17 protein-coding genes are annotated in these 16,876 nt (G+C 56.3%); 5 read left to right on the top strand and 12 right to left on the bottom strand.

The annotated features are described in order from the left end of the window. Nucleotides 1–213: 213 nt before the first annotated feature. Complete coding sequence (locus tag FND52_RS03755; RefSeq protein WP_144129400.1) at nucleotides 214–558, top strand: anti-adapter protein iraM; 345 nt, start codon at nucleotides 214–216, stop codon at nucleotides 556–558. A gap of 249 nt (nucleotides 559–807) precedes the next feature. On the opposite strand, the gene FND52_RS03750 is transcribed toward FND52_RS03755, so the two are convergent. The 7 genes from FND52_RS03750 to FND52_RS03720 form a co-directional block, all read right to left on the bottom strand. Further along, nucleotides 808–1,020, bottom strand: a complete 213-nt coding sequence (locus FND52_RS03750; RefSeq protein ID WP_125294438.1) for a hypothetical protein — start codon at nucleotides 1,018–1,020, stop codon at nucleotides 808–810. Nucleotides 1,021–1,151: 131 nt separating this feature from the next. Beyond that, nucleotides 1,152–1,334 (bottom strand): DUF1869 domain-containing protein, encoded by a 183-nt coding sequence (locus FND52_RS03745; protein ID WP_125294437.1) that lies wholly within the window; start codon nucleotides 1,332–1,334, stop codon nucleotides 1,152–1,154. Nucleotides 1,335–1,344: 10 nt separating this feature from the next. Next, the gene (locus FND52_RS03740; RefSeq protein ID WP_125294436.1) at nucleotides 1,345–1,695 is read right to left on the bottom strand and encodes a TehB family protein; all 351 of its coding nucleotides are present in this window, start codon (nucleotides 1,693–1,695) and stop codon (nucleotides 1,345–1,347) included. 98 nt (nucleotides 1,696–1,793) lie between these two features. Then, nucleotides 1,794–2,324: a cytochrome b561 gene (gene cybB / locus FND52_RS03735; protein WP_144129398.1), complete on the bottom strand. Its 531-nt coding sequence runs from the start codon at nucleotides 2,322–2,324 to the stop codon at nucleotides 1,794–1,796. A 90-nt stretch (nucleotides 2,325–2,414) separates the two neighbouring features. Next, nucleotides 2,415–3,920 (bottom strand): glycine betaine/L-proline transporter ProP, encoded by a 1,506-nt coding sequence (proP, locus tag FND52_RS03730; RefSeq protein ID WP_125294434.1) that lies wholly within the window; start codon nucleotides 3,918–3,920, stop codon nucleotides 2,415–2,417. Between the two features lie 360 nt (nucleotides 3,921–4,280). Continuing rightward, nucleotides 4,281–5,063 carry a YdcF family protein gene (locus tag FND52_RS03725; protein WP_144129396.1) on the bottom strand — a complete coding sequence of 261 codons (783 nt, stop codon included), beginning with the start codon at nucleotides 5,061–5,063 and terminating at the stop codon, nucleotides 4,281–4,283. A 98-nt stretch (nucleotides 5,064–5,161) separates the two neighbouring features. Beyond that, the gene (locus FND52_RS03720) at nucleotides 5,162–5,791 is read right to left on the bottom strand and encodes a TetR/AcrR family transcriptional regulator (RefSeq protein ID WP_144129394.1); all 630 of its coding nucleotides are present in this window, start codon (nucleotides 5,789–5,791) and stop codon (nucleotides 5,162–5,164) included. A gap of 195 nt (nucleotides 5,792–5,986) precedes the next feature. On the opposite strand from FND52_RS03720, the gene FND52_RS03715 reads away from it, so the two are divergent. Continuing rightward, the gene (locus FND52_RS03715; protein WP_144129392.1) at nucleotides 5,987–6,679 is read left to right on the top strand and encodes a hypothetical protein; all 693 of its coding nucleotides are present in this window, start codon (nucleotides 5,987–5,989) and stop codon (nucleotides 6,677–6,679) included. Nucleotides 6,680–6,718: 39 nt separating this feature from the next. Here the strand turns inward: FND52_RS03715 and hrpA are convergent, their stop codons facing one another. Beyond that, the gene (gene hrpA, locus FND52_RS03710; RefSeq protein ID WP_144129390.1) at nucleotides 6,719–10,621 is read right to left on the bottom strand and encodes an ATP-dependent RNA helicase HrpA; all 3,903 of its coding nucleotides are present in this window, start codon (nucleotides 10,619–10,621) and stop codon (nucleotides 6,719–6,721) included. Between the two features lie 203 nt (nucleotides 10,622–10,824). Here hrpA and azoR point away from each other — a divergent pair, with 203 nt between their 5' ends. Continuing rightward, nucleotides 10,825–11,430, top strand: a complete 606-nt coding sequence (azoR, locus tag FND52_RS03705) for an FMN-dependent NADH-azoreductase (protein WP_125294429.1) — start codon at nucleotides 10,825–10,827, stop codon at nucleotides 11,428–11,430. Nucleotides 11,431–11,482: 52 nt separating this feature from the next. On the opposite strand, the gene FND52_RS03700 is transcribed toward azoR, so the two are convergent. The 3 genes from FND52_RS03700 to FND52_RS03690 form a co-directional block, all read right to left on the bottom strand. Further along, nucleotides 11,483–11,812 (bottom strand): hypothetical protein, encoded by a 330-nt coding sequence (locus FND52_RS03700; protein ID WP_144129388.1) that lies wholly within the window; start codon nucleotides 11,810–11,812, stop codon nucleotides 11,483–11,485. Between the two features lie 78 nt (nucleotides 11,813–11,890). After that, the gene (locus tag FND52_RS03695; protein ID WP_144129386.1) at nucleotides 11,891–12,103 is read right to left on the bottom strand and encodes a YnbE family lipoprotein; all 213 of its coding nucleotides are present in this window, start codon (nucleotides 12,101–12,103) and stop codon (nucleotides 11,891–11,893) included. Continuing rightward, nucleotides 12,100–14,739 (bottom strand): YdbH family protein, encoded by a 2,640-nt coding sequence (locus FND52_RS03690; protein WP_144129384.1) that lies wholly within the window; start codon nucleotides 14,737–14,739, stop codon nucleotides 12,100–12,102. The genes FND52_RS03695 and FND52_RS03690 overlap by 4 nt, the downstream gene beginning before the upstream one ends. Nucleotides 14,740–14,951: 212 nt before the next feature. Here FND52_RS03690 and FND52_RS03685 point away from each other — a divergent pair, with 212 nt between their 5' ends. Then, nucleotides 14,952–15,941 carry a 2-hydroxyacid dehydrogenase gene (locus FND52_RS03685; RefSeq protein WP_144129382.1) on the top strand — a complete coding sequence of 330 codons (990 nt, stop codon included), beginning with the start codon at nucleotides 14,952–14,954 and terminating at the stop codon, nucleotides 15,939–15,941. Between the two features lie 90 nt (nucleotides 15,942–16,031). Further along, nucleotides 16,032–16,454, top strand: a complete 423-nt coding sequence (hslJ, locus tag FND52_RS03680; protein ID WP_144129380.1) for a heat shock protein HslJ — start codon at nucleotides 16,032–16,034, stop codon at nucleotides 16,452–16,454. Here hslJ and FND52_RS03675 read toward each other — a convergent pair. Further along, nucleotides 16,451–16,717, bottom strand: coding sequence for a putative hemolysin (locus tag FND52_RS03675; RefSeq protein WP_125294415.1), 267 nt, complete (start codon nucleotides 16,715–16,717; stop codon nucleotides 16,451–16,453). The genes hslJ and FND52_RS03675 overlap by 4 nt on opposite strands. Nucleotides 16,718–16,876: the final 159 nt, after the last annotated feature.

The following is a 16,876-nucleotide window of genomic DNA, read 5'->3' as shown; positions in this document are numbered from 1 at the left end:
CCCCCAACGAATCAATCCGCGAGTTTTTATTGGAATATCTTTATATATCAACACGTAATACAAGTAAAAATATCGTCATAAATTTTAAAATTTAGTTTAAGGTGATTTTTTTAAGATTTTTATTAGACAAGGTTATTTCGTTTGCTAATATTGAATTGCAGTTGCAAGAGGCAGTTGTATAAATGCAAACACACACAGGAGTAGTATATTCGCATGGAATGGGTTGTAGAAAAGCAGTTAGTTTGCCCCTCGACTGGTACATTTTTTGCACGAGTATCAAGTACCAGAAACTTGAAACTCATTTTGTGGTATAAAGGCAGTTATTTTATACGCACCGGAAACACCCTCAATACAGGTTATTTCGGCATTAATATTAACGGTCGCGCCAGAAACATCGAAATTATTCACGCCTTTCCGTTTAATCCCGTACTCTGGAATACGTTTAAATCAACAATGCGTTGTCCGGGCAATGATGCCCTTCTTTCTTGCGAATGTAGCCGCGCTGAGAGTTGTTTATTTAAAATATGTCCTTACGGTATCAGACCTGTTAAAAGTTAACTCTCACTGTCACCGAATATAAAAATTACAGTCAGTGCGCACGAATTAATAATGAAGCGAATAAAAACGCTTCATTATTAACTATTAACATTTATTCAAAAAATATTGGCGTAGTATTCTGCCCGTTACGTCTGAGCGTCCGTTATTTCGAAACACGGGTTCTGGAAATGGGCTTGTGCTGTTTTTCCTGCCCTAAACCATAATTTTTAACCGGGCGTACGATATTCTGCGGGCCCGGTTTGTCTGATGTTAGCTACGCGGCGCGAGTGCTTCCTGAATCGCATCCGCCAATGGGCCGATCTCTCTAGCTACCGACTGTAAATCGTATTCCGTACGCGCCCCAGAAATCCCGTTGCCCGCGCCCACAGCGGATTTCGCAATTTCGAGTGCGGCCGCAACGGCGAGCAGACGCTGTTTGTTTTGTACTGCATCAGTATCGTCAAAATACCCTTCTAACACCATGATCTCCTTTTATATCAATCAAAATGTCAGCATACTCCACGGTATCAGCGGAACGAAGTCATATTCAGAAAATCTATGGATAAGCCCGCAGGAGATCATCAATCACGATCTCCTCGCACGCGAGCCGTGTTTTACCAGCCGCAGACCTCATGTTCATCTTCGGTATCGTAAGCCCGCACGGTGTTAACCAACTCTTTAACCACCTCGGCGGCCACATCCGGCACCAGCAGGGCCATCGGCGTTTCGGTTTCATAATCCACCGACACGCCATTGCTGTTATTGGTTACCGTTACGGTATAGGTTGCTTTGCCCATCATTGACTCCTTATTTTTTCACGTTGCGCAGTTTTGCGCCCTCTAACAGCACCTCAGGGGCGACGAAAAAGTCGACGTTAAACCAGGTGTCGTCAGTCAGTAGTTCGATGTAATGCCATTTTTCCGGCGGGAAAACGCCAAACTCACCGGCGTTGATTACGCGTTCGCTATCCGGATCCGGGCATTCGCCATCGGCGAATCCGTAGTATTTCACTGCGCCCTGCATTACCGATAAGCGAGGATAGACGCCCGGACGCGTGCCGGTATCGAGATGGCGTTTGAAGATGCCCGCGGGCGCGGAGTCTTTGTTCCAGAAAGGCGTGGAGCGGGTGTGAATACAATTGGCTGGAATGCGCAGCATAATGTCCCCTTAGAGAATCGCGGAAAGCGTTAACGCTATTTAACCACGTTGCGTCAGGGGGCATTTTTCAAAATGTGCAGTTAAAATGCAACTTTATTTTAAGGCCGTTTGCCGGGCATCATGCGCAGCAGCGTATTGTCCTTCCAGACGTAGTGATGAAACAGCGCCGCCGCGGCATGCAGGGCTAGCACGAGGTAGCCCAGCCGGGCGATAAGTTCGTGATAATCCGCCAGCGTATCAGCGAAATCCTCATCCGGCTCTGCCGCCACGGGCATCGCAATGCCAAAAGCCACCCACTCACTGCCGCCATAGTATTTCATGGTGACGCCCAGCAGCGGCAGCGCGAGGTAAATAACATAAATCAGCAAATGCACCAGATGGGAAAGCCCGATAAACAGCGGATGCGGCCTGGGCGTAATGGGCGGCGCGGCGTAATTAATGCGCAGCGCCAGCCGTATCGCCATTAATACAAAGATTGTGATGCCGCAGCTGAAGTGAACAGACGCCACAATCGGGCGGATGCTGCGTGGAAATTCGCTGCGCAACTCCATTGCCGTATAGGCAACGATCACCAACAGAAAAACCAGCCAGTGCAGTGTAATTTGCAGTGAGGTGTATTTTGAGCGCATCGCGAAAACCCCAACAGTGATCCCTGTTTAAGCGTAGCCGCAAGGCTCTGGCGTGGCGAAAAAAAACGGCCCGCGAGGGGCCGTTGTGAATTATTCGTTGATGTCGGGATGCTGCTGCACCAGGCGCTGGCGCTTCTCCTGAAGATCTGCGATTTCCTGATCGATATCTTCGATTTTTTGCTCGATGTTATCGTGGTGCTCCTGAAGGATTTCACGCGCTTCCTGGATGTCCGAGGCCGCTGGCGTCGCGCCTTTCAGCGGACGGTTGGCAGTTTCTTTCATCGTCAGGCCGGTAATCAGACCAATCACCGCAATCACCATCAGGTAATAGGCGGGCATCATTAAATCGTTAGAGGTTTCCACCAGCCATGCCGCCAGGGTCGGCGTCAGGCCCGCGACCAGTACCGAAATATTAAACGCGCTCGCCAGGGCGCTGTAGCGGATGTGGGTCGGGAACATCGCCGGCAGCGTGGAGGCCATCACGCCAGTAAAGGCGTTAAGGATCACCGCCAGCATCAGCAGTCCCGCAAAAATCAGCCCGATAACGTTGCTGTTAATCAGAATAAATGCCGGAATAGCCAGCAGCAGTAGCGCCACGCTACCGAAAATCACGAACGGGCGACGGCCAAAACGGTCGCTCAACAGGCCCATAATCGGCTGCACAAACAGCATCCCGATCATGATGGCGATAATAATCAGCACGCCGTGATCTTCAGAATAATGCAGGTTGTGGGACAAGTAGCTCGGCATATAGGTGAGCAACATGTAGTAGGTCACGTTGGTGGTGATCACCACGCCGATACAGGTCAACAGGCTGCGCCAGTGTTTGGTGGCGATCTCTTTAAACGAGACTTTTGGCCCATCGCGCAGACCGTCGCGATCGCCCTGCTCCAGCTTATCGACATGCTGCTGGAACGCCGGGGTTTCTTCCAGCGCGTGGCGTAAATACAGCCCGATGATACCCAGCGGCAGCGCCAGGAAGAACGGGATACGCCAGCCCCACTCAAGGAATTTCTCTTCGCCAATCATCGCGGAGAGCATCACCACCACGCCCGCGCCCAGCACGAACCCGGCGATAGAGCCAAAGTCCAGCCAACTGCCCATAAAACCGCGCTTGCGGTCCGGGGAGTATTCAGCCACGAAGATCGACGCGCCGGTGTATTCACCGCCTACCGAGAAGCCCTGTGCCATTTTACACAGCAGCAGCAATACCGGTGCCCAGATGCCTATCGAGGCATACGAGGGTATCAGCCCGATACAGAAGGTACTGACCGACATAATAACGATGGTGATAGCGAGGATTTTCTGGCGACCATATTTATCGCCCAGCATCCCGAAGAACAGACCGCCAAGCGGGCGGATCAGAAACGGTACCGAGAAGGTGGCAAGCGCGGCGATCATCTGAACGCTGGGATCGGCACCTGGAAAGAAGACTTTACCGAGAGCATAGGCAACGAAGCCGTAAACCCCAAAATCGAACCATTCCATGGCATTACCCAGGGAGGCCGCCGTTATCGCTTTACGAAGCCGCGAGTCATCAATGATCGTGACATCGGAGAGCGATATCGGCTCAATTTTTTTCCTTTTAAGTTTCATAGTCATCCTCTAAAAAACACCGTAGCGACAGCAGATCGCACGCAAGTAGCCCAGTCTGAGCAGAGCGTGGTTTCACTAAGCGGCGAAATAAAAGTTAGAAACAGGGTTGCCCCTTTGAAAGCGTAGCAGGTTTGTTATTTCAGCATGATGAAGTAATAAGCAATCGCGCTGTGTGTGTGTCAGGTATTGCTGTAACAACTTATTTACCTTATCAGGGATGTAAATAGTGATCAACTTCACATAATCTGAAGTTATCGATCGGCTGAAAGGTATTTACAGTTTTTGTAAACGAATGATTACAAAGCCAAAGCCGGAAAAGCGACTGCGCCGGGACAGACCCGGCGTCAGGGAAAGAGAGACTCAGCGGGTCAGTACCGCATTAAGCGAAGGGTCGTTACGCAGCGTTTGCCAGGCGGCTAAAACGCGCTCGGGAATATCCACCGCCGCTATAAATCCACGGCCATTAGGCCCATAACCGTCTTTATCGTTTCGCAGCCGGGGGATCTCGCCAACAATCAGCGAAAGATAGCGATCTACCGACCACAACCCTTCCCCGGCAACAAAACGCGTTTCGCGCGGCGTGTTGGTGAGCGTCGGCACTATCCCCGGCACGTTAAACCATTCGACCTGACGTTCAGCGTCGCGCCAGACGCGGGCGAACGTCGCCGCAGTGCGGCGCTGCATGGTCGGATCCTGCACCAGGATCGCCTGACGCGGCAGTAAGTGAAGCGCGTGCATCATGTCGCGGCTAAAGGCCGCGTTTTCACCGCAGTTAGTGGATTTATCCTCCACCAGCAGTTTATCGGCGGGGATGTTCCAGAACCGGCCAGCGATATCCGCCAGAATTGCCGCTTCGCTGCGCCCGGTGGTAGGCAGCAGGTTGTAGCGCGGATGGCGGGCCACGGCGGCATACAAAAACGGCGTGGAATGGCCGATGCCACCGCTGATCAGCAGCGGGACCTGGCGCGCAGCGGCTTCCCGGCACGCCGCGTCGATAGCCGGGATCGCCGCATTGCCTGCCAGCACCACCAGGCCGATATCTTTCGCATCCGCCAGCGCAGCGCTGTCATCCTGCGCCAGCCACTCTCCCAGCGTATTCGCAGCGTCAATCAGTTCGGGAGATAAAGGAGGAAATGGCGTCATCGTTAGGCACTCCATGTTAAAAACCAGCGACCAGTGTATCGTCGGCCTGTGAGAGTTGCAGGGAGAAGGATCCGAAAGGCTGCTTGTTAGCAGCCTTGTCAGTTATCCGATGGCAGATGAATGGTTAACGTCACCTGATCCAGCACGCCTTCAACCAGCGCCTGAGCGTTTTCGAACGGGCTGACGCGGGCAATGCCGTTGAGGCGTTTATCGATCAGCAGCGTCGCCAGACCGTGCAGATAGGCCCAGGCGACGGTGACGCGCATTGCCGCCGCGTCATTCATGGCAATTTGCCCATCGCCCGCCTGCGGCGCAACGCTGCACGCCATCATAAACATGGCGCGGCGCATGGCGGAAAGCAGGTTTTGATTAGACAGGCTGATAATCTCGTTACGAAACATCAGCCCAAACAGCTGGGGATGTTCTGCGGCGAAGTGAACATAGGTTTTCGCCATTGCGCGCCGCCGCGCCTCATTATCTGTACAACTTTCTGAAGCATCATACAGCGCTGCCGCCAGGCGTTGATACCCCCGGGCCGCCAGTTCGCTGAGCAGATTTGCCAGATCCCCGAAGTGATGCTTCGGCGCAGTGTGCGACACCTGCGCTTCCCGCGCAATGGCGCGCAGCCCTACGCCCGCCAACCCGTCGCGTACCAGCACGCGCTCGGCGGCTTCCAGTACCGCCTCCGGTAAACTGCCGTGGTGATAGGGGCGTTTCTCTTCCGACATACAGGCTCCTTAGCTGCGCCAAATCTTACCATTGTAAAAATAACCTTTCCCGGCTAAACCGCCCATCAATGCCACCGCATTACGTCGCTTTGTAAAACGGAGGATGGACAATGGAAAAGTGCGCCAATTTACGGCATTATTCTGCGCCTTTAAGGCTCCGGCACGTTTAACGATAAAATCAGGTATTCACGCGTTATGAAAACCCGTTACACCTTAATCGCCCTTGCAGCGCTGCTCACGCTTAGCGGGTGCAGCACCCCTTCCCAGCTCCGCGCCCAGTATGACGTGGATTGCAACCAAAAATCTGACGGCGATCAGAAAGCCTTTGATACCTGTTACAACCAGTCAAAAAACGCGATTCGCCAGCGGATGAATTTCGTTAACCCGCTTGGCGCAGCGGAGCTGGCGCAGATCCTCGAGAAACTCGATGCCCAGAAAGCGGCCTTCAAACCGAAGCCTAAACCTAAACCGCTGACCGGCGAAGAGTATCAAAAGCTGGTGGTGGCTGAATTAAATAAACGCCTTAACGCCGGGCAGGCTCTCTATTCTGGCCAGGCCTGTGACGTGTTGATGAGCATCAACGCCGACGGCACCATTGATGAGATTGAAGGCACTCCGGCACTGCCGCGCGCGCAGGCCGCCGCCGCCAGCGTCGCTATGGCTGATGCCAGTATCGACGCCGCCCTCGCTAACGGGCCGTCCAGCGACGAAAACGCCGCCACGCCTATCGCGCCGCCGGAAATCCAGCAGCAAAACGGCGGTTCGCTGTGCACTGCGTTTATCAACACCGCCAAAGCCAGCCCGCTGCCGAAACCGCCGCTGGCCAAAGGCGAAAGCAGTTTCCCGGTCTCCTTCACCTATGAAGATGACGCAAAGCCGCAGAGTTAACCGACAAAAAAGGCTGCACATCCTGTGCAGCCTTTTTGTTTATGATGCGCCGACCTGCTCCATCGCCTGCAGCACGCGCTTATCGGATATCGGATACGGCGTCCCGAGCTGCTGGGCGAAGTAGCTGACCCGCAACTCCTCAATCATCCAGCGGATCGCGGTGACTTCGTCGTCATCACGACGCGCGGCAGGCAGTTTGTTCAGCCACTGCTGCCACGCCTGTTGCACCGCTTCCACTTTCAGCATCTGGGCGCGATCGCGATGCGGATCGATAGCCAGCTTCTCAAGGCGTTTTTCGATGGCCTGCAAATAGCGCAGGGTATCGCCGAGGCGCTGATAACCGTTGCCGGTTACGAAGCCGCGATACACCAGCCCGCTCATCTGGGCTTTGATATCCGACAGCCCCAGCGCCATGGTCATATCCACCCGCCCCTTGAGCCGCTTGTTGATGTTAAACACCGCCGTCAGGATCTGTTCCACCTGTTTAGCGATATCCACCACCGTATCGTTAAGCTCAGCACGCACTTTTTCGTGCAACTGGGCAAAGCCCTCTTCGGTCCACACCGGCCCGCCGTGTTCGGCAATCAGTTTATCGACGCCGCAGGAGATGCAGTCGTCGATCAGATCCAGCACTTTACCGTAGGGGTTGAAGTAAAGCCCCAGCTTGGCTTTGTTGGGCAATTTCTCGTGCAAATACTTGATCGGCGATGGGATATTCAACAACAGCAAACGCCGCAGCCCGCGCCACATGGCGTTCTGCTGATCCTGCGGGTTATCAAACAGTTTGATGCCCACGCTCTCTTTTTCATCTACCAGCGCAGGCCAGGCCTTGACCTGGTAGCCGCCGCGCTTCTGCTGGTAATGGTCCGGTAGCGTGCCGAAACTCCAGATATGCAGCCCGCTTTGCTCGATACCGTCATCCGCCACGGCGGAGAGCGTTTCCTGCACTTTATCCTTCAGACTACCCTTCAGCGCGGTGAGATCTTTGCCTTCGTTGAGCTTGCGGTTCTTTTCGTCCACCACCCGGAAGGTCATTTTCAGGTGATCGGGCACCTGTTCCCACTGCCACGCCTCGCGGTCAACGGTGACGCCGGTCATGCGGCGCAGCTCGCGCTCCAGCGATTCCAGCAGCGGCAGCTCCAGCGGCGTGGCGCGGCCTAAGAAGGCTTCAGCATAGTTTGGCGCAGGCACAAAGTTACGGCGTAACGGCTTGGGCAGCGATTTAATCAGCGCGATAATCAGCTCGCGGCGCATCCCCGGCACCTGCCATTCAAAACCGGCGTCTTCTACCTGATTGAGCAGCGGCAGCGGAATATGCACCGTCACCCCGTCGGCGTCGCCGCCCGGCTCAAACTGATAGCTGAGTCGCAGCTTAAGATTGCCCTGATGCCAGAAGTTTGGATAGTCCAGCTTGCTGACCTTCTCCGCGCCCTCTTTAATCAGCATGCTCTTTTCGAAATTGAGCAGATCCGGGTTCTCTTTACTGGCTTTTTTCCACCAGCTGTCGAAATGCCGGGCCGAAATCACCTCATGGCCGATGCGCTGGTCGTAAAACTCGAACAGCGATTCATCATCCACCAGGATGTCGCGACGGCGCGATTTGTGCTCCAGCTCTTCCACTTCGGCCCGCAGCTTCTGGTTATCCCGGAAAAAAGCGTGACGGGTTTGCCAGTCGCCTTCCACCAGCGCGTGGCGGATAAACAGTTCGCGGCACAGCGCCGGGTCGATCTGGCTGTAATTCACCTTACGCGCCGCAACAATCGGCAGCCCGTAAACCGTGACTTTTTCCGTGGCCATCACCGCGCCCTGCGCCCGCTCCCAGTGCGGTTCACTGTAGCTGCGCTTCAGCAGGTGCTGGGCGACCGGCTCAATCCACTCGGGATCGATGCGCGCGGCAATTCGCCCCCACAGGCGGCTGGTTTCCACCAGTTCGGCGACAATCGTCCATTTCGGCGGCTTCTTAAACAGCCCGGAACCGGGGAAGATCGAGAACCGGGCGTTGCGCGCGCCGGTAAACTCCTGCTTGTCAGTATCCTTCATGCCGATATGCGACAGCAGGCCGGTGAGCAGCGCGGTGTGGATTTCGCGGTACTCCGCCGGTTCGCTGTTCACCGGAATACCCAGCTCTTTCACCACCTGGCGCAGCTGGGTATAGATATCCTGCCACTCGCGCACCCGCAGATAGTTCAGGTAATCGGCCCGGCACAGGCGGCGGAACTGGTTCGACGACAGCGCTTTTTGCTGCTCGCCGAGGTAGTTCCACAGGTTCACAAACGCCAGGAAATCCGATTCTTTGTCGTGGAAGCGGCGGTGTTTCTCATCGGACGCCTGCTGCTTATCCATGGGTCGCTCGCGCGGATCCTGAATCGACAGCGCCGAGGTGATAATCATCGCCTCGCGCACGCAGCCCAGCTTCTGGGCTTCCAGCACCATGCGCGCCAGACGCGGGTCCACCGGCAGCTGCGACAGCTGGCGGCCCTGCGGGGTGAGTTTATAAACCGATGCCTGTTCGTCGGTGGTAATCGCCCCCAGCTCTTCCAGCAGGCGCACGCCGTCCTGGATGTTGCGCTTGTCCGGCGCTTCAACAAACGGAAACGCGGCGATGTCGCCAAGCCCCAGCGCGGTCATCTGCAAAATAACCGACGCCAGGTTGGTGCGCAGGATTTCCGGATCGGTAAATTCCGGGCGCGACAGGAAATCGTCTTCCGAATAGAGACGGATACAGATCCCTTCCGACACGCGGCCGCAGCGGCCTTTACGCTGATTGGCGGAGGCCTGCGACACCGGCTCAATCGGCAGACGCTGCACTTTCGTGCGGTAGCTGTAGCGGCTGATGCGCGCCTGGCCCGGATCGATGACGTATTTAATGCCCGGCACGGTCAGCGAGGTTTCCGCCACGTTGGTCGCCAGCACGATGCGCCGCCCGGTATGGGACTGGAAAATCCGGTTTTGCTCGCTGTTGGACAAGCGAGCGTAAAGCGGCAGCACTTCAGTGTGCGGCAGATTCAGCTTGTTCAGGCCATCGGCGGTATCGCGGATTTCCCGCTCGCCGCTCATAAAGATCAGAATATCGCCGGGCGCTTCGTGGCTTAGCTCATCAACGGCATCAAAAATCGCCTGCAGCTGATCGCGCTCGGTATCGTCGGCGTCTTCGACAATGGGGCGATAGCGCACTTCCACCGGATAGGTGCGCCCGGAGACTTCAATAATCGGCGCATGATTAAAGTGGCGCGAAAAGCGTTCCGGATCGATGGTCGCCGAGGTGATAATCACCTTGAGATCCGGACGACGCGGCAGCAGCTCTTTCAGATAGCCGAGCAGGAAATCGATGTTCAGGCTGCGTTCGTGCGCCTCATCAATAATCAGCGTGTCGTACTGCATCAGCAGCCGGTCCTGCTGGATTTCCGCCAGCAGGATCCCGTCGGTCATCAGTTTGACCTGGGTGGATTCGCTGACGTGATCGCTGAACCGCACCTTATAGCCCACCGCGCCGCCCGGCTCGGTTTTCAGCTCATCGGCAATACGGTTCGCCACGGTACGCGCCGCCAGACGGCGCGGCTGGGTATGGCCGATGAGCCCGGTAATACCGCGCCCCAGCTCCATACAAATTTTCGGCAGCTGGGTGGTTTTCCCCGAGCCGGTTTCCCCGGCGACAATCACTACCTGGTTATCGCGAATAGCGGCCAGGATGTCGTCTTTTTTCTGGCTGACCGGCAGATTATCCGGGTAGGTAATCTCAGGGCGTGCGGCAAGGCGCAGCTGAACTTTCCCTGCCGCTTCGTTAATTTGCTGATCCAGCTCGGCAAAAATGGCCTGCTGGGCATCAGGATTTTTCACTTTTTTCGCGCCATGCAGACGGCGCGCGAAACGCTGGCGATCTTTCAGCATCAGCGTATCAAGGCGCGCCATCAGCGCGTTCAGATTCAGTTTTTTGGTTTCCATGGTGCTTTTAAACGTTAGGTGCACAAGGTGTTAAGGCGTCGAGCGCGATGCGGCGTAGAGTACCACATCGCTCAATCCCACGCCTTGTTCAATAAATTCGAACATAGGAATCGATATATTGCGCTATCACTGCAATCGGATTGTGAATAAAGTGTTTTCAAGCAAGGGGCACACCCCCGATCACTAAATAAAAGGAACCACCCATGAGCAAAGTATTAGTTCTCAAATCAAGCATTTTGGCAGGGTATTCACAGTCTAACCAGTTGTCTGATTATTTTGTCGACCAGTGGCGCGAGCAGCACAGCGCGGATGAAATCACCGTGCGCGACCTGGCGGCAAACCCGATCCCGGTACTGGATGGTGAACTGGTTGGCGCGCTGCGTCCGAGCGATGCCCCGCTGACCCCGCGTCAACAGGACGCGCTGGCGCTGTCTGATGAACTGATTGCCGAGCTGAAAGCCCATGATGTGATTGTTATTGCGGCACCGATGTACAATTTCAACATCCCGACCCAGCTGAAAAACTATTTTGACCTGGTGGCCCGCGCGGGTGTGACCTTCCGTTATACCGAAAAAGGGCCGGAAGGGCTGATTACCGGTAAACGTGCGATTGTGCTGTCCAGCCGTGGCGGTATCCATAAAGACACCCCGACCGACCTGATTGCGCCGTACCTGAGCCTGTTCCTTGGTTTTATCGGCATCACTGATGTGAACTTCGTGTTCGCGGAAGGCATTGCCTACGGTCCGGAAGTGGCGACCAAAGCGCAGACTGACGCCAAAGCGGCGATTGATAGCCTGGTTGCAGCCTAAGTTTCAACCCTGAATAGCTGAAGAGTGGGCCACGCGCCCACTTTTTTTATGGCTACACCACTTCCCAGGGCGTCTCGTCCAGAGTAATCACCAGCGCATCCCCGTCCCGCTGATACGCCACCGTATATTGATGCTCATCATGCATATTGCGATCGCAGCACGGTTCAAAATAGTGCGTCAGGCAGCGGAAGGTGAACTGGCTGTCGTCGAGGCTGACGATTTCAAACGATTCCGGCTGATAGGCGTAGCGACGATCGCCGGGAAATTCCGACATCACGAAGCGCTCGAAAATCCCCGCATGGCGCGTAATAAGCTGGATAAGCTGCTGTTTGTCCAGCGCATCGATACCTTCCAGCGGCAGGCGAAAAGTGTGTTGTTCCATGACGGCTCTCCATCAAATTGAGAATACCAGCGTAGCATTTCAGGCCAGCGCCGGAGACTACCCGTCCGGGGTAGCCAGCTAACGCTGTGTGCGATCAGGCTTCAATATATCGCTGCGATCGTTAAGCAGCGTCTCTACCTCTTTATCCGCTTTAATATTGATGTCGTGCTCGATTTTTACGTTCATATTGATGGTGATCGGCTCTTTCGGGGCCGCCACCTCGATGCGCGGCGTGCAGCCGCTGAGCACCGGAAACAGCAGCGCCAGCCCGGTTGCTAACATCACTCTCATTGGGGTTCCTCACAGGTTTCGCCGGTTTTGCACTCGCCAGCCGGCAAACTTGCATGTTGTTCAAGCCAGGCCTGAAGATTGTCGCCAAACCGCAAGCTGCGCCACAGAGTAAAGAGATTCTCTTCATGCTGATAGTTCAACTTCACGGTGTTACTTTTGCCATCGACGCGGCTGGTGCCCTGGAGTTCAGCATGCAGCGTCAGTACCCCGAGGTTGGTCAGATTCAGTCGCGTCCAGGAGCGGGAAATTTCCATATAGCGCAGCCAGTTGATGCCGACGCCCGCCGCCATATTATCTTTGACGATGGCATCCGCCATATCCTTGTCCAGCCGCAGCGTCATCGGGCCGGGGTTGGTCAGCCAGCCGTCTTTGATGATCCATTCTGGATTATCCAGCCACAGCGGCAGCGCGCCGTTCACGCGTCCGGACAGGGTAAACTGTTTCGGGTTCACCGCCGTAATCAGCTCGCTGGAGGAGATGTTGTTTACCCGCAGCAGCGCCGCATCGCGCTGAGGCATCCGCAGCTGCTGCATACTGATATTGCCGCCCAGCACGTCAACGCTGACATTGCTGAGGATCAGCGGCTGCTGTTCGCTCCACGGATACCAGCCTTGCAGATCCGCCGTGAGATGCTGCGCGACAACCTGATTTTCTACGCTGCCGATCCGCAGCCTCACCGGACCGCGGGTGCCGAGTTGCCAGGTCGAGTCGCTGAAGCGGAACGGCAGCACAAAATCGACGCCGTCAAATTTGTTATCCGGCATCCAGGCGCTTCCGCCCTTGAGAACGCCGTGCCCGCCCGCTTCGAAACCCTGCTCCGCCGCCGCTGAGAACGCGATTTGGGCGTAGAAACTGCCGTCGCGCAGCGCCATTTTCCAGTCAGGCGGGATCAGCGGCTGGAACACCGCCAGCGGCTGCGCGGGCCACCACGCCTGGCCGCGCAGGCGAAGGCCATCCCAGCGGCCATTGACCTGCACCGGGCCAATCTTATCGGCATGCAGATCGCCTTTGAACTGAAATGAGGTCGGGTCGCTGCCCTGAACGCTGAAGTTAAGCCGCGACGGCGGCAGGACGCTGCCGCCGGTAAAGGTGGTTTCACCGGCGTCGAGGGTCAATGCGCCTTCAAACAGCGGATGCGCCGCGTCGCGCACCCAGCGCACCGGCTTATTCATCGCCAGGCGCGGCGCGTTGATGCGCATCGAGCCGTATTGCAGCTTATCAAACCCGGTAGAGAGCGTATTTAGCGTGATGGTGCTGTCGCGCCATTCGCCGGTGCCCTTCACGTCCCAGCGCGCCTGCATCGGCGTAAAGCCGCCCTCGCCCCAGTAGCGCCACTGCCACAGGCCGCTGTCGGGTAAAAAGTCGCTCGCCTGGCCGTCGAGGTGCAGTTCAAAGTCGCCCATTTGATGTTCATGGGCGCGTAAAATAGCCTGTAGTCTGCCGTCCACGCCGGTCGAGGCGACTTTAACCCCCGCCAGCGGCCAGCGAATTTCATCAATATTCAGCGAGTCGATCACCCGCCCGCGCGAACGCAGCAGCGCGCCCGGCGCGAAGCGCAGCTGCGGGTCGAGCAGCGGGCCGCTCAGCACCCCCGGCAGCACCGCATAGAAAATCATCTGATCCTGTTTGGCTTCTCCGGTGAGCTGCACCGGCATGGCGCTCTCCGTGAGGCTCAGTTTACCAGGGCCAAAATTAAGCACCGCGTTGCCTTTCCCGGCGGCCCCCTGGGTCACCACGTTTAGCCGCCCGCTGATGAGCGCCGCGTCCAGCCCCTGCTGCCAGTTATCGGCATTAATAGCCAGCCGGCCGCTCAGCGGTATCCCCTCCAGCGCCCAGTGCCAGCGCCCGTCGCTGATAGCGAGCCGATCGGCAGTGACGGTCCAGGGCAGATCGAGCAGCGGATCGGGATCGTCCGGGGCGCTAATCAGCAGTTGGCCGCGGTTTTGCTCCCACTCCAGCTCGGCATCCGCCAACGGCAGCGGCCCCGGCAGATGCACTCGGGTGCTGAGGTGCCCCTGGGTCGGCAAGCCGTCCGGCAGCAGGCCCAGCGTCACTTCGCCCGCCAGCGACAGCGGCGCCTGCCCTTCAATGGCCTGCAGGGAGAATGATTTGATGGTGGCGGTTTGCCCGTCGATTTGCGCGGCCAGAGCAACGGCATCCCCCCGATAACGGATGGTCTGGCGCGTCGGGGTCAGACCAACCTGTAATTCCCCGGCAAACTGCTGCCAGGGCGATAAGGTGAATTTTTTGATCGTCAGCCAGCTGTAAGGCAGCATCGCCTGCCATTCAGCCAGGGTGCGCGGCGCGGCAGGGTTCTCTTCCCCGGCGGGAAGCTGGTTAAAACAGGCGCTGTTGAGGTCGAGCGCGTCGACGTCAAGCTTCCAGCGGCTGGGATGGCTGAGCGTGGCGTGAGTGACTTTCGCCAGCTCGCAATCCCCCGCCAGATAGCTGAGATGGGGGATCACCACGCTGTTGCGCGTAATGCGCGGGCTTTCCTCCAGCGCAATGCGGGTGCCCGGCGGCAGCCAAATCCCTACCAGCCCCGGCAGCCAGTGCGCCACCGTTAACAGCAGCGCCAGCGGCAGCAGAACCAGCAGCAGCGCAAGGGCGATAAGAGCTCGGTATTTACCCCTCATGGGTGATTAATATCCTGATATTGATAGAGATTTAAACGGGCTATCCCGCGCATTGTGCCATTTTTGCCCGCCAGGGTGAACCTGGCCGTTGATTTAAGCGTAGTTGGCCTAAAATTATTGATAACCCTGACTTTCATATCAGATTTTTTAGACTTTGTAAGAAAATTTGAATCATGCTAACGTGATCACAGAAAATCACTGGAGAATGTCTTATGAAACTGGCCGTGTATAGCACAAAACAGTATGACAAGAAGTATCTACAGCATGTTAACCAGGAATATGGTTACGATCTCGAATTTTATGACTTCCTGCTCACTGAGAAGACCGCTAAAACCGCGCACGGCTGCGACGGTGTATGCGTTTTCGTCAACGACGACGGCAGCCGCCCGGTGCTTGAAGAGCTGAAAAAACAGGGCGTTAAGTTTATCGCCCTGCGCTGCGCCGGGTTTAACAACGTCGATTTAGATGCCGCCAAAGAGCTGGGGCTGCGCGTGGTACGGGTCCCGGCCTACTCCCCGGAAGCCGTTGCCGAACACGCCATCGGCATGATGATGTGCCTCAACCGCCGCATTCACCGCGCCTATCAGCGCACGCGCGATGCCAACTTCTCTCTGGAAGGGTTAACCGGTTTTACCATGCACGGTAAAACCGCCGGGATTATCGGCACCGGGAAAATCGGCGTCGCCACGCTGCGGATTTTAAAAGGCTTCGGGATGCGCCTGCTGGCGTTCGATCCGTATCCGAGCGCAGCGGCGCTGGATATCGGCGTGGAATACGTCGATTTACCGACGCTGTTCTCCCATTCGGATGTGATCTCTCTGCACTGCCCGCTCACGCCGGAAAACTACCACCTGTTAAACCAGGCGGCGTTCGATCAGATGAAAAATGGCGTGATGATCATCAACACCAGCCGCGGCGGGTTGATTGACTCGCAGGCCGCCATTGACGCCCTGAAGAATCAGAAAATCGGTTCGCTGGGCATGGACGTGTATGAGAACGAGCGCGATCTGTTCTTCGAAGATAAATCCAACGACGTGATTCAGGATGACGTCTTCCGCCGCCTGTCCGCCTGCCATAACGTGCTGTTTACCGGCCATCAGGCGTTCCTGACCGAAGAAGCGCTGATCAGCATTTCTGAAACCACGCTGGATAATTTGCGCCAGCTGGAAAACGGCGGCGAATGCCCGAACGCGTTGGTGTAACCTTTTAAGATAATCCTCAATGATTACGCGCACATGACGTGGCACACTCAGCGCGTAATCATTGATGGCGTAAATACTTATGGAGGAGTTATGAAGAAATTAACTTGTTTAGCACTCGGCATCGCCCTGCTTGCCGGCTGTGCGCAATCCGCCAGCGACGCACTGTCCGCGAAAGACCTTGAGCATCGCCGCTACGTGCTGGAAAGCGTGGACGGTAAACCGCTTACCGCAAGCCAGCGCCAGCTGGACATCAGCTTCGGCGAGAAGCTGCACGTTGCGGGCAGCATGTGCAACCGCTTTATGGGCCAGGGCAAACTGGACGGCAACGTGCTGAAAGTGGACGGTATGGCTTCCACCCGGATGCTTTGCGCCGAGCCTGAACTTAACCAGCTGGATAACCTGATCGGCGAACTGCTGACCACTGGCGCGACGGTAGACGTCAAGCCGCAGTCGCTGACGTTAAAAAATCAGCAACATACTCTGATTTATAAGCAGGCCGACTGGGTCTATTAATAGCTGGCGCAGCTGCCGGAGGCTAAAGCGGCTTCGCTACAGCGTTTGCCGTTGGGTAGCGCGCACATGCCGATTAACGAACCGTCCAGCTGTCGTGCTGAGAGCGCTGCGCCGCCCACCATCGCGCAGTTCGCCTCGCCGGAGCTGGACATCGCGGCTTTCATTCCTGGCGCTACGTGCGCCGCCGTTGCCTGTTGAACCGGTTCATTACTGCACGCGGACAAAAAAAGTGCCGCACACCCCACTAAAAACGCTGCACGCATGACGCTCCCCTCATTAATAAACAGCAAAACCCCTGCAATATAGGCGAGCCAACGCCGCCACGTCGAGAGCCCCCTCGCCACTTTCGGCGTCTGGACACATTTTTTAGCACTTTTGTGGCTAATCGCGTCTGAAACGACCAGAAGATATATCGAGGACAC

The sequence above is a fragment of the Atlantibacter subterraneus genome, assembly GCF_007570865.1.
In the GTDB taxonomy this organism is placed as follows: Bacteria; Pseudomonadota; Gammaproteobacteria; order Enterobacterales; family Enterobacteriaceae; genus Atlantibacter; species Atlantibacter subterraneus.
The sequence above is the reverse complement of the archived record's forward strand: the minus strand, read 5'-3'. Positions and strand labels throughout refer to the sequence as shown.